This window comes from Microbacterium telephonicum (assembly GCF_003651225.1).
Taxonomy (GTDB): domain Bacteria; phylum Actinomycetota; class Actinomycetes; order Actinomycetales; family Microbacteriaceae; genus Microbacterium; species Microbacterium telephonicum.
In genome coordinates this window covers 631,890-647,007 of sequence record NZ_RCDB01000003.1, presented here as the reverse complement: position 1 = coordinate 647,007, position 15,118 = coordinate 631,890, and the positions used below count along the sequence as shown (strand labels likewise).

Below are 15,118 nucleotides of genomic sequence, written 5' to 3'. Positions count from 1 at the left end.
GGGCGCGAAGCGCGCTCTCGGGTGGAGCGTAATGAACACGGCGATGTCCAAGGTCGGGACATTGCTCATCGGCGTGGTCATCGCGCGTGTGCTCGGTCCAGAGGATTTCGGGACGTACGCCATCGCGCTCGTCGCCCTCACCGCGATCCTGAGCTTCAACGAGCTCGGCGTGAGTCTGGCGATCATCCGATGGCCAGGAGACCCGCGGACGATCGCGCCCACGGTCACGACGATCTCGGTCGCCGCGAGTGTGCTCATCGCCGTTCTGGCGTGGATCGCCGCACCCGCCTTCGCGGTTGCGATGGGCGACGAATCGGCTGCGGGCGTCGTGCAGCTGATGGTTGTCTGCGTGCCCCTCAACGGACTGGTCGCGACGGCGGCCGCCCTTCTCCAGCGCGACTTCCTGCAGGGGCGCCGCACGATCGCCGACCAAGTCAACACGTGGCTCGGTGCGGTGATCTCGGTGCTGCTGGCTCTCGGAGGCCTGGGTGCGATGAGCCTGGCGATCGGGCGCGTCGCCGCCTCGGTGGTCTTCGTGGTGCTCCTGCTGTGGTTCTCGCCCGCGCCGCTGCGGTTCGGCTGGGACCGCACGATCGTCGGAGCCCTGCTGCGATTCGGTTTGCCGCTCGCGGCGGCGAGCATCGTCGTGTTCCTGGTGGGCTACGCAGACCAGCTCGTGGTGGGTGCCGCCCTCGGAGCTCAAGCGCTCGGGTTCTACGTGCTGGCGGCCAATCTCGCCGGATGGCCGGTCTCGATGTTCTCTCAGCCCGTGCGTGCCATCACGCCCGCGGTGTTCGCACGGCTCCAATCCGACCCGACTCATCTGGATTCCGCCTTCCGGGCGACCTTCAGGCTGCTGACGGCGGCGGCGCTGCCGGTGTGCGGCTTCCTCGCCGGTGGCGCCCTCCCGATCATCACTTTCGTCTACGGGGAGGTGTGGGCGCCCGCGGCGCTCGCGTTGCAGTGGCTGGCCGTGACGGCCGCCGTGCGGATCTGCTTCGAGCTCGCCTACGACTTCCTGTCGGTCCGGCATCGCTCGATGACGCTGATGGGCATCCAGATCGCCTGGCTCGTTCTGCTGGTGCCCGCCGTCGTGCTCGGGTCACAGGTCGCCGGTATCGCCGGGGTCGCGTTCGCCCAGGCCATGGTCGGCGTGGTCATTCTGGTCGGAGGGTACGGCTGGGCGCTCGCGTCGACGGGAGTCGACGTGCGGAGGCTCGCGTCCAACGCGCTTCTGCCCGCGATCTCAGCGCTGGTGGTCGGCGTGGCCGCCTGGGTGTTCGCGCAGGTCGTCGAAGCCGGCGTCGTCGCGATCCTCGGGGGAGGCCTCGTGACGGTCGCCGTCGCCGCCGGCACGATCGCCCTGTCGCGTGGCAGCATCCGGGTGCTCTCGCGGGGGAGCGGCGGGTCATGAGGATCCTGGTCTATCCCCACGATCTCGAGCTCGGCGGCAGCCAGCTCAACGCGATCGAGATCGCAGCGGCGGTGCGTGATCGCGGTCACGACGTCATCGTCTTCGGTCGTCGGGGGGCCCTCAATGCGCGCATCGACGCGCTCGGTTTGGAGTTCGTCGACGCACCCGCGCCGGGGCGGCGCCCGTCGCCAACGACGGCACGCGCCCTCGTCGAGCTGGTGCGCCGGCGCGAGATCGATGTTCTCCACGGATACGAGTGGCCGCCGACGCTGGACGCGGTGCTCGCGGCGCGCAGCGTCCCGGATGTGCGTGTCGTCTCGACCGTCATGTCGATGTCGGTGCCGCCTTTCGTTCCGCGCTCGGTCGATCTGATCGTGGGCACCGAGCAGATCGCCGAGGCGGAGCGTCAGGCGGGGCGTGCAAGAGTAAGCGTTCTCGAGCCGCCCGTCGACCTGACCTTCAACGATGGCGACGCTGAAGTCGGCGCCGGCGCGTTCCGCGCGCGATGGGGTGTGCGTGACGACGAGGTGCTCGTCGTCGCCGTCACGCGACTGGCCCATGAGCTCAAACTCGAGGGCATCCTGACGGCGATCGACGCCATGCGCGATGTGCCCCGGAACGCGCCCGTCCGGCTCATCGTCGTCGGCGACGGCCCTGCGGCCGACACCGTCGGTGAGCGAGCGGCGGCTGTCAACGACGAGCTGGGACATGCCCGGGTGATCCTCACCGGCGGCATGCTCGACCCGCGACCGGCGTATGCTGCGGCGGATGTCGCGATCGGGATGGGCGGGTCTGCCCTGCGTGCGCTCGCGTACGGAGCCCCCCTGATCGTGCAGGGCGAGCGCGGATACTGGCGTACGCTGACCCCGGATTCGCTTCCCGAGTTCCTCTGGGCGGGGTGGTACGGGATCGGGGCCGAGACCGCGGCAGGCTCGGCGGCCTTCCACACAGAGCTGAGTCCGTTGTTGATCGACCCTGCGCTCCGCGAGCGGCTCGCCCGCTTCGGTCGTCGAGTTGTCGCGGAGCGGTTCTCCACCGAGGGTGCAGCCGACCGACAGCTCGCGCGGTACGAAGAGGCCATGGCGCGCCCGACGGCCACCGATACGGCAGCGGAGGCGGCTGCCCTCGCACGGTACGCGCGCTATTACGCGCTCAAGCGGATGCGTCGCCTCGTTAGGCGCGAGCGATCCGACGATTTCAACGCCCGCCCTGTCGCGTTGACCTCCGCGGGCCGGAGGGGGGACTCGTGACGCTGGTGTGGTTCGCCGGTGTGGGGTGGGAGGACGTGCCCGGCACCGACCGCCGGATGGTGGGCGCACTGGCCGAGGCGGGTGTCGACGTGGTGTGGATGGATGCCTCGCGCCCTGGTGTGTGGAGTGGATGGCGGGCGCGCAGCGAACCGGCTGTCACACACCCGCAGCCAGGCGTGACGCGGCTTCGTGTGCCGGCGCCACCCGGATTCAGCCGTCCGCCGATGCGCGTCGCAACGGGCGCGCTGCGTCGCGCGACGCTGCGGCGGAATGTGAGCCCGAACGCGATCCGCGCAGTCGTGGTGGCCAATCCGGTCGTGCGCTTTCCTCCACGCCACACCGGTAGACGCATCTACTACGTCACGGACGACTGGATCTCCGGCGCCCCACTGATGGGCTACTCCACGGCATGGGTGCGCGAGTGCATCCGACACAACATCGCAGAGGCCGACGTCGTCGTCGCGGTCAGCCCGGGGTTGCTGGACTCGCTCGATCTGGGCGGGACGCGAGCGATCGTGATTCCCAACGGTGCGCCCGATGCCCCCATCGTCGACTCCGTGCGCAGGGAGCCGGTAGCCGGTGTCGTCGGACAGCTGAACGAGCGCCTTGACCTCGAGTTGCTCGAGGCCGTCGTCGCGGCCGGCATCCGCCTTCGGCTGATCGGCCCACGCGCCGCGTGCGGCGATGCCTTCGCGTCGCGACTCGACGCGCTGTTGCGTATGCCCGGTGTCGAATGGACCGGACCCGTCGCTCCTACCGCAATCCCGGCGCACCTCGCGGCGCTCAGCGTCGGTCTCACCCCGTACGCCGACACCTCGTTCAATCGGGCGAGCTACCCGCTCAAGACGCTCGAGTACCTGGCTGCCGGACTGCCCGTCGTCTCGACCGATCTTCCCGCGTCGCGGGCGGTGAGGTCCGCGCACGTGCGGATCGCGGCCGATACCCCCGGCTTCGTCGCCTCGACGCGCGAGTTCATCGCGCATCCCGACGGGAAGGCCGCTGAGCGTCGTGCGGTCGCCGCCGAGCACAGTTGGACACGGCGGGCAGAGGATCTGCGCGCCCTGTCCGGGGTGTGATTGCCGAGTCCTAATCGAGCGCGATCCTGTACACGTGGTACGTCGATTCGGCCGCGAACCCGTCGCTGAACGTCGTGCCCTCGACGGCGAGGCTGCGATCCTCCCCGACGACCTCGACGCTCTTGCCGTCGATGCCCGGGGGCAGGGTGAAGGTGCGTGCGCCGGTCGTCCCGTCGGTCATGGCGAAGATGTACGCGTCACCGCCGTAGGTCTTCAACATCGTGTCCAGGCCGGTGCCGAACGTCCACGAGTACGACTGCGTGTTGATCACCGGCGCGAGCGACTGGATGAAGGTGTTGACCTGCCCCATCGCCTCCATCTGCGGGTACCCGCAGAAGCGTGCGCCTTGCGTCTGCGCCTGCCGCAGCGCGCTCGAGGCCTGGCAGGGTCCGGTGAAGGACTGGTTGAACCAGAACAGGCCGCGCGCCTCGTTGATGACTGAGCTCATCGCCGCCCCCTTCACCTGCGCGGGTGTGATGTATGCGACGTGTGACTGGCCCGACAGTCCGTTGAGGTTCTCCAGGAACATCCACCGAGGCTGAAGTGAGCCATCCGATGCGTCGCGCTGGGTGAGCCCGTTCATCGCCTTGCCGTAGCTGGACGCGGTGCGGCAGGTGGACTGCGGCACCGGGTCTGCGTAGAGGTTGCCCCGGTACGGGGTCCAATCGCAGAACGGGATCGTGTACCAATACATGTCGAGCGAAACCGCGTCGGGAAGATTGACGTAGGCCTGCTGGTCGGCAACGGCCATATCCGAGCCGATCACGAGTTGGGTGTAGTTGGCGTAGGTGAACTTTCCGCTGCCGGCGTGCGGGGCTGCGAGGTCTCTCAGGTGCTGCAGGCCCGCCGCCGGGGTGAAGCGACCGTCGACTTCATCGTCGAGGAGTACACCCGGCCAGTGAGGAGAGTCGTCTCGGAAGGTCGCGTTCAGCTTTCCACCGAGCCAGTAGACGTCGTTGCGCTCGAACAGCCCGAAATCGGTGCCTTCCCACATGCCGGCATAGGTGTTGATGCCGTGCTTCTTGTCCCACTGAACTTCGGCGTCCGAGCTGATCCCGTTGTACCAGATGGCGATCGGGAAGAACGCGGGATCGGTCCAGTCCTTCGCGTCCGAGAACTGGTTCCAATAGGACGGTCCGCCTTCCCAGGGAATACGCGGGAGATCCAGGCCCGCATCGCTACCCGTCCCGTCGGTCGGACGCGGTGTGGGGGTGGGCGGGGGCGTCGTCGGGTTCGCTGTCGGGATTGGTGTGGGTGTCGTCGGGTTCGCTGTCGGAGAGGGCGTCGGCGTGGTCGGACGGGGCGACGTGGTGGGGCGAGGTGAGGTCGTCGGCGCGGGCGTGACGGTCGGTCGTGGCATGGACGGCCGAGTGTCCGACGGTGCGAAGACGACGTCGACGAGGTAGTTCGATCCGGCGTGGGTGGATGACGGCATGCCACCGCCGTAGCGATACACCCCGCCGCCGCGCGGAACGATGAAGTCGGTCGTGCGCTTGCCGCGATGGAGCGCATCCTCGGTCACGGCGTAGGCGCCGCCTGTTGCCAGGTACGACGCCGTGTAGGTGCGGCCGGCCGCCACGGAGACGGTCGAAGGAAGCGAGACCGTCTGCCATCCCGTTCGCGTCGATGCGGGAAGCGTAGCCGTCGCGAGCTTGCGCCCGCGGGGATCCCACAGCGTCGCCGCGTAGGCGGACTTCTGCGCGGCACTACGGTAGAACTGCAACGCCGTCACCGTTCCGTCGGATCGCGGCGTGAACCGCACCCCCAGCTCGACGGTCCGCCGGTCGGGGTCGATGCCGATCGCCGGGGTGAGATCGTCGGCGAAGATGCCCCGCGTTGCTGGCTGCGCGGCGCTCGCGGGGAGTGCGACGCCGGCTGCCACGAGGGCGGCGATCGAGAGTGCGGTGAGGATGCGGGCTCGGCGGCCCGAGATTCGGCGTGACATGGGGGTGGGCCTCGTTCGGAGGTCGGCGCATCGGGTGTGCGGGCGAAGTCTTCGAGTCACGCTAACAACCGGAGATGCGCCGCCCCCGGCACATTCGAGGACTCTCACGTGGCGTGAGAGGAATCTCATGTTCGTCGGGTGCGGGCGCCGAGCACTCGCAGCCATCAGGAAATCGGCGGTCGATTCCAGGATCGATCAGTGGTTTAATCAGGAGGGGTCACTTTTCGTCTGGGGGGATGAGATGACACTGCGTGAGCTCTTGCGCTCGATGGGGACGCGTTGGTATGTGTTGGTCGCGATGCTCGTCGTCGCGGGTGCGGCCGGCGCCCTGCTCTTACGCGACGGCGGGATCTACGCAACGCGTACGGCGGTCGTGTTCACCCTTCCCGGCCAGACACTCCTTCTTCCTGACAGCGGTGCGCGCGATGCGAGCGTGATCGCGTTCGCCGATGGCGTCGCACAGGACATCAACGGTGGCGAACAGCCATTCCGGTACGCCGGCGCCGATGCGCCGTTCTACGGGGCGGGAGTGCGGGAGGGCATCGCGGTCTCGCTGCGCAACGAGGGCGGGCAATGGGTGACCAGCTTCGGGGCCGCGCAGATAGAGGTACAGATCGTCGGGCGCACGCGGGAGTGGGTCCAGGACAAGCAGGAGGAGCTCGTCGCCCAGGTCCTCTCGACGTCCGACGCACGCCAGGCTGAGGCCGGGATCGCGCCGGAAGAACGCATCGCGGCATCCGTGGTCCCTCTCACGTCCGCGATCGACGAGATCCACCCCTCCCGCAGCGCGATCGTGATCGCTTTCGCCGCGCTGGTCGCCGCCGCCGTCGCCATGGCGGCATGGGGCTCGACACTGCTCGACCGGATCGCTGCCCGTGGGGGAGTGCCTCCGCGTGCCGCACGCATCGCACCGCAACGGCGGCGCGTCGAGGAGATCGTCTCATGAATCTCGCAGAAACCCTTCGCGGACTCCGACGCAGGTGGTACATCGTCGTGCCCGGGATCGTGTTGGCGATCGCTATCGCCGGCGCCGCATGGGTGAGCATCGGACCGGCGTATGAGCGCAGCGCCCGCCAGCTGCTCATCCCAGGTGAGACAAGCGTGCCCGAGGGGGGCAACCCGTACCTGTACATCGGAGGGCTGTCACAGGCTGCGGATGTGGTGGTGCTCGCCGTCGGCTCCGCGAATACGCTCGCCGACGTGGCCGAACGCTACCCGGGAACCGACGTGCAGGTGACCCGGGACACCTCCACGGCGAGCCCGGTGATCGTCGTGACGGCAACCGGCCCATCGGACGCCGCCGTCGGCGCGGTGGTGGGCTGGCTCGTCGACGACACCGCCGCCGTCCTCGACCGACTCCAGGACGAGCAGGGGATCGCCGCCGACAACCGCATCTCCGTCAACACGATCACCGTCGACGATCACAGCACTGTGCAGCAGAAGAACCGGCTCACCATGACCGCACTCGTCGGTGCGGGCGTCGTCGTCGTGACGATCATTGCCGCATCGCTGATCGACGGGCTCCTGATCTCACGGGCGCGGCGTCGCCGTGTCGCGCCCGCATCGCCCACGACGGCCGCCGAACCTGCGGCAGATGCGGCTTCCGACGTCGACCAGGAAGCCGCCGACGCCGCTGATCTCCGACTGGATGCAGAAGCGGACGCGGATGCGGTCGAGCACGTTCGCGGCCGGCCCCCGCGCGCCGGCCGCTCGCGGTCGCGCGCCACGCGCGAAAAGCCCCCTGTCGGGGAGGCGGCCGACGACGGCTTCGGCGGGCCCCCCGGTGCCACGGATGAGGGCGTGGGCGAGATGGACGCCGTGGCCGCGGGCGCGCACCTGGCCTCGAGGTAGGGCGAGCGGCGATGGACGGGGTCACCGTGGCGCTCACGCGGCGATCCATCGCGCATCCGATGGCCGCGGCGCAGGCGACCTCGGTGCGGCGTCGCGGGATCGATGCGACCACGATGCTCACCGTCTACCTCGTGTTGCTGTTCGCGGTGCCCTCCAACGTGGGCATCGCGATACTCGGCTCGCTCGGACGACCGTCGTTCCTGTGGGGGCTGTGCCTGCTGGCGTGGTGGAGTCTCGCGCGACTGCAGGCGCCCAGCTTCTCGGTGCGGCCGGTGTGGCAACCGGCCAAGCTCGCGTACGGGGCGCTCATCGTCATCGCGCTGGTCAGTCTCGCGGCGTCCTTGCTGCGAGGACAGCCCTTCGACCAGATCAGCCCGGCCGTCACCGGCGTGCTGCGGCTGCTGTCGTGGGGCGGGGTCATGCTGGTGGCGATGGACGGCATCCGTACCGTACGTGAGTTGTCGCGAGTGCTGCGCCGGGTGGTCATCGCGGGTGCGCTCCTGGCCGCTCTAGGAATCGCACAGTTCGTGACGGGGCAGAACCTCATCGAGATCTTCGGTGCGTTACCGGGCATGACCGGCGTCGACGGCGGCGTCGATGCACGTGGCTCATTCACCCGTTCCTCGGGCACGGCGACGCACCCGCTCGAGTATGCGACGGCTCTCAGCGCCGTCCTCCCGCTCGCGGTCGCCGCGGCGATCGGTCACGGCTTTCATCCGGTCAGCGCAGCACGGCGCGTCCTCTGGTGGGTGCCGGTCGGGGCGATCGGGCTGGCGTCGTTCCTGGCGGTGTCACGGTCGGCCGTCGTCGGGATCGGCGTCGCGCTGATCGCGCTCATTCCCGGTCTTCCTCGGCGCACCCGCATGCCGGTCATCATCGGCGCCAGCGCATTGGCGGCGATCGTCGTGGTGGCGGTGCCCGGGCTGCTGGGAACGATGGTTGGGCTCTTCAGCAGCGCCGGAAGCGACGCGAGTACGACGTCACGAGTCAACGCGCTCGATCGTGCCCCGCTTTTCGTGTCGACGTCGCCGGTCTACGGCAACGGGTTCGGCACATTTCTGCCGAGGTACTACATCTTCGACAACCAGTGGGTGCTTCTCGCTGTGGAGCTCGGAGTCCTGGGAGTCCTGACAGTGGTCGCGCTGTTCGTCGCCGGTGTCTGGAGTTCGCTCCACGCGGCGCGCGTCTCCATCCACACCGACGTGCCGCTCATCGGGCATGCCCTCGTCGCATCGCTCGTGACGGTGGCCGTACTCTTCGGGTTCTTCGACGGCCTCTCATTCCCGATCGCGGCGGCCCTGCCGTTCCTGCTCGTCGGGCTCGCGGGTGCGGTGCGCACGGTCGGTGCGGCGGATCGGAGCATCGCCGCGCGAACTCGGTGAATGCGCCGACGGCATCCAGCCGGTACCGCGGATGCTCACCCCACCCGGGCCAGGCGTTCCTTCACCGAGTCGAGCCCGTCCTTGCCGGCGACGGCGAGCACCGTCGCCTTCGCCGCGCCGCGTGCCGTGTCGACAGCGGCGCGGAGGGGGCGCTGGAGGAGGCTGTCCGAGGCCAACTCGACTCGGCTCGGCACCGGGATGGTGTCGAGCAGGCCGGGGAAACGCGCGTCGTATCGTCGCGGCGAGACACGTCGCCCACGTGCGCGATTGCTCACGTTCTGGCCGTGGATGACCTGCAGCCAACCGGGCTCACCCGACACCGACACGGCGGGCAGATGTCGGTGCAACATGGTGTGCCAGTCCCGCCACGCCGTCAGCGGTTCGGCGCTCCAAGGTTCGGAAACGCTGCAGAACGCGTTGTCGGGATCGCGACGCAGGTAGACCTCGTCTCCGGCGATGACGAGTCCATCTCGCAGGTAGATCGCGGCCCGCGGCGTCGTCTGTGCAGCCTGTTGGATGCGGGCGATGAAGTCCGAGCCCACGGCGTCGTCGTTGTCGAGGTTGGTCGTGACCAGGAGGTCGCCGTGCGCTCCGCTGATCGCCCGCGCATCTGCCGCCGCATCGCGCCACGTGACGCTCTCGCGGGGGAGGACGTGCAGCACTCCCGCCGCTTCGTGTACGGCGAGCGAGTCGAGCAGCCATGTCGGGCTGAGCGGGTCGACGTAGACGACCCAGGTGAAGGCGTCTGTCGACTGCGCTTTCATGCTCGGCACTGTGTAGCGCTCGAAGAGTGCGATGCGGTTGCGCAGCCACCCCTCTTGCGCGCGGATGAGGCTCTCGGGCCCCGGCGTCGGCAGATTGAAGCGGGTGAGGACGACGTGGTCCATCCGCAGGGGAGGCGTGATCATCGGCGCGGCTGCGGCTGCGGCTGCGGCTGCGGCTGCGGTAGCGGTAGCGGTATGAAGCGGTATCCGCGTCGAATCGTCGCGCTCCCATACCGATGACGTGCGTCGCGCGCGAAGGCGGGCACGGCCAGCGAAGGCGAGGTAGGTCACTGCGTCCGCCGCGCTCGCCGGGCCGCGCACCGATCTGCCCAGCTCCCGCACCGTCTCGCGGCCTGAGTCGACACCCTGCTGTGCAGGGCCGCGCCGAGCTCGTGTGAGCACGCCGATCAGGCTCGCCGAGTCACGTGGCGCCTGGACGATGACCGGGTCGGTCGCGACGATCCGCTTCTCCTCGGGCGCGAACATCTCGTCGACGAACACATCGTCGGCGATCACCTTGGGGAACTCATCGAATCGCGCACGCGCAGCGGCGTTGAGGGCATAGATGCCCGCGCCCCACAGATGCGTGGACAGCGACGGCATCCGTTCGCGGGCGCGCTGGTAGCGGCGCACGGTGCGAGATGACGCTTCGGCGTCGACGACGGCGACAGGACGGCCCGCGAGGGGTTGCTCGTCGTCGAGCTCGGCCACGAGCGCCGCGAGGGCTCGCGGCGAGAGCACCACGTCGGCGTCGAGGTACACGCGCGGCCACATCGTCGCCACGCGCTCCGCCGCGTCGATCGCGGCGACCTTGGAGCCGATGGGAGACTCGATCACCCGCACCCCCGGACGGGCGGCAGCGCGCGCCGCCGTATCGTCGGAGCAGCCATTGCAGGAGACGATCACCTCGATTCGCCCAGCCGCGGCGAGATCGGACAGCGGGGCGAGAGTGCGATCGATGACCGCGGCCTCGTTGTGCGCCGGGATGATCACACACGCTTCCGGGAACGTGGGCACAGGGAGGGGGTCGTACGTGGCCCGCGGCAGGAGGGCCCACCGATCGACGCGGGCAAGCGCCCAGCGCGCGCGATCGTGGGTTCGGTCGGCGCGCCGCAACTGCTCGCCGGCGCGCACCAGTAGGCGATACATCCCCGCCGTCCGAGGGTGGTGCTTTTGCGCATACCTCACGCGATTGACGACCGTCAGCGCAGTGAGTTCATCCGACACACCCGAACCGCCACGTCGGTGCACGACGGTGGCCTCGGGCTCATAGCGCACCCGCCATCCGAGGACGCGGACACGCCGCAGGTAGTCCGTCTCCTCTGAGTAGAGGAAGAAGCGCTCATCCCACTCGCCGACCGCTTCCGCGACGCTCGCGCGCACCATGATCGCGGCACCCGTCGCCCAATCCACGTCGCGGGCTCGGACATAGTCTGAGGGAGTGCGCACGTACTCGGACAGCGGTGCCGGGCGACCAATCCATCGTCTTCCGAGCACCGCATCGGCTGCCGCACGCAACAACGTCGGCTCCCGCCGCAGCGAAAGGTAGAGGTTGCCATCGGCGTCGAGCATCCGCGGGACGACAGCCCCGATGGAAGCCTCGCCGCGCAGGGTGGTCAGCAGTCGCGCCACCGCGCCAGGCTCGATCCGCAGATCGGGGTTGAGGATCAGGATCGATTCGACGTCACCCATCCGGCGCATCGCTACGTTGATGCCGCCTGCGTAGCCGAGGTTGCCTCCCGTCGAGACGACGACGACGTCGGAATGGGCGCGAGCTCGCATGAGCGAGTCATCGCTGGAGGAGTTGTCGGCGATGATCAACCGGATGGAGACGTGACGCGCCTCTTCGCGCACCGAGGCGATCAGGCCGTCGAGGTCGGCGCAACTGTTGTAGGTGACGACGACGATCGCGACGTCCGCGCGACCCTCCGGCCGGAACTCCGGCGCTGATTCGGCAGTGTTCATCAGCAGACCCCGGGGCCGTGCGGGTCCGTGTGCGACAGTGTCGGTGTGCCCCAGTTCCGCCGTCGAATCGGCATCGCGCTCATCGTGTACGTCCTTCTTGCGGTCGCTCTCCTGCTCTCGCCCGTCGGACCGGGCGAGATCGTGGAACGGCTGACCACGCTGCTCCAATCGTTCCCGGGCGGAGGCGTCGTGCGACAGGGGTGGGTGGAGTTCGCGGCGAACATCCTTCTCTTCCTTCCCCTCGGGCTTCTGCTGACGATGCTGTCAGGGCGGCCATGGGTCGGGATGCTCCTTGCGGTCGGCCTGTCGGTGTCGGCGGAGCTGATCCAGACGTTGCTGCCGAATCGTGTCACGAGCCTTCGCGACATCGTCGCCAACGCCCTCGGCACTCTTCTCGGTGCGCTCATCGCCTGGCTCATCGTCCGCCGTCACCGCCCCGCACGACCGACGGAGACCACGCGTGCTCGATGAAGACCTCCGGCCCGCCTGACCCGTCTGCCGCCAGCGACCACACATCGGTGTCGCCGGCGACACCGACCCGCGGCATCCCGTAGAGGATCGTGTCGTCGTCGAGCCACTCGATCTGGTCGTCGATCGAGCGCTTCTCCGGCAGCAGCGACACGGCGCCCGTCGCGAGGTCGTAGATCGCCGGCGTCCAGTGCACCGTCGGGCCCGACCCGGCTGTCACCCGTTTGAAGGCGACACGGGTGCCGTCGGGCGACAGCGACGGGCACTCGACGTTCGTCGCGAGGGTCTCCATCGTCCGCGCCGCGATCGATCCGCGCACCAGGTACGTGACGCCCTGGGTAGTCATGCCGGCGGTGGCATAGAACGTGTCGTCGTCGGCGAACGTGATTCCCCAGTAGTTGCGATCGACCGGAGCGCTGACCTGTCCGTCGATCAGCAGGGTCCACTCCTCGAGGTTGCCGAGGTCGGCGCCGTCGGGGGAGTGGATCGTCGTCGCGGTCGAGAAGCCGATCGTCGCGTAGGAGTGGCCCGTGACGAAGGCAGTCGTCGCGATCATCGAGCCGTCATCGGAGAGGCGCGTGCGACTCGGGATTCCGGTCAGCGGCCAGGTGCCCCGCTCGTCGCCGTCGGCGCCGTAGAGCGTGCCTGTATATAGAGGAGTGATCCCGCGAACCGTGCGCAGGCAGGAGACCTCGTCCGCCGTCGCGTCGACACGGTCGCAGGCGATCACGGACACCTCGCGTTCGGCGCCGGGCGCGTCATGCGGCACGGATGCCACGTGCCCATACCCGGCGCCCGCTGCGGTGTTGCGGAACACCACCCGCCCCGCACCGGTGAGCTTCGCGGCATCCGTCGTCGACACGGAGCTCGGTGCGAGCTGGCGGGATTGATAGTCCGCCCACGCCGATGCGCCGACCGCGCCGGTGGCGCCGAGCGCGACGACCGAGAACCCGGCGATGACGAGCCAAGATGTGCGCGTCTTCACTCCGCCTCCCGTGACGCGGCGATACCGGCACCCGGCGCGCGGAGCAACGGGCGCAGCAGCAGCGCGACCAGCGGGATCGCGACAGCCAGCACGACGGCGACGACGAGCATCGCGGCGTCGCGGCCGAGGGCGAACCAGAGCACGCCGAATCCGGCGGCTGAGACGAAGCGGGCGATCGCGACGACCGTCTGCGCGCTCGCGATCGCGGTCGCGCGGCCGTCGGGCGACGACAGCTGCGAGGTGAGTGCCGAGAGCACCCCGTCGGTGGCGGCGTAGAAGCCGCCCAGAAATGCGAGGCATAGGATCGTCGCGGCGACGTCTGCCATCGGCAGCACGGCGACGACGTACGCGGCGAGCAGTCCCGCGTGACCCCAGACGAACACCCGAGCCCGACCGATGCGGTCGGCGAGTCGTCCGAGTGGGATCGCCAGCGCGAGGAACGCGACGTTCGTTCCCACGTACAGCAGCGGGAACCACATCGCGGCGAAGTCGCTGCGCGCCTGCAGCACCAGGTAGACGAAGCCGTCGCCGATCGTGACGAGTCCGAGCACACCGGCGGCGGCGAGTACGCGGCGCATCGGACCGCGCACCACATCGCGCCACGGCACCCTCACGCGAGAGGGGCCGGCGGCCCGGCGACGTCGTACGTTGGGCACGACGAGCGCGAGGATCGCGACGCCGATCGCCGCGAACGCGAGCGACGCCACGAACACGACGTGGAAGCCATCGGGCACCACGAGCAGGATGACGAACGCGAGGAACGGTCCGATCGCCGCGCCGATGTTGTCGAGCATCCGGTGCACGCCGAACGCCGAGGCGAGCCGGGCCGGGTCGCTCGTCGCGGTGATGAGCGCGTCACGCGGCGCGGTGCGGATGCCTTTGCCGATCCGGTCGGCCGTGATGACCGCGGTCAGCGCGGCAAACCCCGACCAGAACAGCAGCCCGACGCGGGCGACGGCGGCGAGCGCGTAGCCGACGAAGGCGACCCACTTCGGCTGGTCGAGCCGGTCCGACGCGTACCCGCCGGCGATCCGCACGACCGCGCTCGTGCCCTGGTAGAGCCCGTCGAGCACGCCGAACGCGATGGTCGACAGACCGAGGAACCCGGTGATGTACAGCGGCAGGATCGCCGAGACCGACTCCGACGAGATGTCGGTGAGCATCGAGACGATGCCGAGGGTGATCACCGTCGACGAGACGGTCCGGATACCGCGCGGTCCACGCTTCGCGGGCGGCGCGTCGGATGCAGGCGTGGGTGAGTTGGTCAGCGATATGTACACGCGTCACTCCGTCCGCAGTGTCGCGTACACCGTGTAGACGGTGCCGGTCCCGGTCGTCGAGACGGCGAGGCTGATCGCGGTGTAGCCGTCTGCGAAGGCGAGGGCGGCATCCGAGGCTGTCGCCGGCGCGAGTCCTGCCTCCGTCCATCGCGAGCGGAACGTCTCGATGACGGAATCTGGTGCCTCGTCGGTGCGAGCCGTCAGCGCGACCTGCGCCGTCGAGCCGTCGCTCGCGATCGAACTGTCGATCACGTCGGACGCGGGAGTCGGCCCGGCGAGCTCGGCCGGGAAGCCGTCGACGAGCCCGCCCGATGTTGCCGCGCTCGCGGGAAGTGGCACCGTGATCCGCGGGGTCGCCTGGGGCAGGGGCGGCAGGCGGTCCGAAGCCGTCTGCGCCCGCTGCGGCGGCAGCACCTCGCTGCCGTCCACCGGCGTCGGCTCGACGGTCTGCGCCGCGGGGGTTGCTGACGGCGCGGCCCCATCCGCGCCGTCAGCGACGTCCGCCGTGTCGGCCGAGCGGGTCAGGCCGAGCGTCATCGCCCAGCCGAGTCCGCCCGCGACGACGAGCGCGACGGCGGCGATGACCCACCGCATTCCGGGTGTCACCCCGCCGCGCTCTTTCGATTCCGCGCGCGCTCGCGCGCTCTGCCGTGTCCCCATGCACGTGCCCCCAGTGTGCGGCCGTCGAACATCGACGACCTTCCCCATGTGTACTGCAGTCGGCCGCCCCCGCGGCCT

The 15,118-nt window shown here is 69.4% G+C and carries 12 protein-coding genes; 7 read left to right on the top strand and 5 right to left on the bottom strand.

Annotated elements, in window-relative coordinates; genetic code table 11:
* Positions 1–43: 43 nt before the first annotated feature.
* The 3 genes from C7474_RS12575 to C7474_RS12565 are packed head-to-tail and all read left to right on the top strand — an operon-like array spanning position 44 to position 3,740.
* A complete protein-coding gene (locus C7474_RS12575; RefSeq protein ID WP_199692450.1) occupies positions 44–1,414 on the top strand; it encodes an oligosaccharide flippase family protein in 1,371 nt (456 codons plus the stop codon).
* Positions 1,411–2,664, top strand: coding sequence for a glycosyltransferase (locus C7474_RS12570; protein WP_121060382.1), 1,254 nt, complete (start codon positions 1,411–1,413; stop codon positions 2,662–2,664). The genes C7474_RS12575 and C7474_RS12570 overlap by 4 nt, the downstream gene beginning before the upstream one ends.
* Positions 2,661–3,740, top strand: coding sequence for a glycosyltransferase (locus C7474_RS12565; RefSeq protein WP_121060381.1), 1,080 nt, complete (start codon positions 2,661–2,663; stop codon positions 3,738–3,740). Before C7474_RS12570 ends, C7474_RS12565 begins: the two co-directional genes overlap by 4 nt.
* A gap of 10 nt (positions 3,741–3,750) precedes the next feature.
* On the opposite strand, the gene C7474_RS12560 is transcribed toward C7474_RS12565, so the two are convergent.
* Entirely contained in the window at positions 3,751–5,685 is a 1,935-nt protein-coding gene (locus C7474_RS12560) for a DUF4082 domain-containing protein (RefSeq protein WP_158597341.1), read from the bottom strand.
* Positions 5,686–5,812: 127 nt separating this feature from the next.
* On the opposite strand from C7474_RS12560, the gene C7474_RS12555 reads away from it, so the two are divergent.
* The 3 genes from C7474_RS12555 to C7474_RS12545 are packed head-to-tail and all read left to right on the top strand — an operon-like array spanning position 5,813 to position 8,918.
* Positions 5,813–6,631: a hypothetical protein gene (locus C7474_RS12555; protein ID WP_121060379.1), complete on the top strand. Its 819-nt coding sequence runs from the start codon at positions 5,813–5,815 to the stop codon at positions 6,629–6,631.
* Positions 6,526–7,536, top strand: a complete 1,011-nt coding sequence (locus C7474_RS12550; protein WP_147436719.1) for a YveK family protein — start codon at positions 6,526–6,528, stop codon at positions 7,534–7,536. The genes C7474_RS12555 and C7474_RS12550 overlap by 106 nt, the downstream gene beginning before the upstream one ends.
* An 11-nt stretch (positions 7,537–7,547) precedes the next feature.
* On the top strand, positions 7,548–8,918 hold the full coding sequence (locus C7474_RS12545) for an O-antigen ligase family protein (RefSeq protein WP_121060377.1): 1,371 nt from the start codon (positions 7,548–7,550) through the stop codon (positions 8,916–8,918).
* Between the two features lie 35 nt (positions 8,919–8,953).
* Here the strand turns inward: C7474_RS12545 and C7474_RS12540 are convergent, their stop codons facing one another.
* Positions 8,954–11,647: a glycosyltransferase gene (locus tag C7474_RS12540; protein WP_121060376.1), complete on the bottom strand. Its 2,694-nt coding sequence runs from the start codon at positions 11,645–11,647 to the stop codon at positions 8,954–8,956.
* A gap of 45 nt (positions 11,648–11,692) precedes the next feature.
* On the opposite strand from C7474_RS12540, the gene C7474_RS12535 reads away from it, so the two are divergent.
* Positions 11,693–12,118 carry a VanZ family protein gene (locus C7474_RS12535; RefSeq protein WP_158597340.1) on the top strand — a complete coding sequence of 142 codons (426 nt, stop codon included), beginning with the start codon at positions 11,693–11,695 and terminating at the stop codon, positions 12,116–12,118.
* Here C7474_RS12535 and C7474_RS12530 read toward each other — a convergent pair.
* Genes C7474_RS12530 through C7474_RS15070 form a run of 3 tightly spaced genes read right to left on the bottom strand, consistent with a single transcriptional unit; the run spans position 12,063 to position 14,974 of the window.
* Positions 12,063–13,100: a TolB-like translocation protein gene (locus C7474_RS12530; RefSeq protein WP_121060374.1), complete on the bottom strand. Its 1,038-nt coding sequence runs from the start codon at positions 13,098–13,100 to the stop codon at positions 12,063–12,065. The two genes, C7474_RS12535 and C7474_RS12530, sit on opposite strands and share 56 nt — an antisense overlap.
* A complete protein-coding gene (locus tag C7474_RS12525) occupies positions 13,097–14,380 on the bottom strand; it encodes an MFS transporter (RefSeq protein WP_241965234.1) in 1,284 nt (427 codons plus the stop codon). The genes C7474_RS12530 and C7474_RS12525 overlap by 4 nt, the downstream gene beginning before the upstream one ends.
* Before the next feature lie 3 nt (positions 14,381–14,383).
* Positions 14,384–14,974, bottom strand: coding sequence for a hypothetical protein (locus C7474_RS15070; protein ID WP_158597339.1), 591 nt, complete (start codon positions 14,972–14,974; stop codon positions 14,384–14,386).
* Positions 14,975–15,118: the final 144 nt, after the last annotated feature.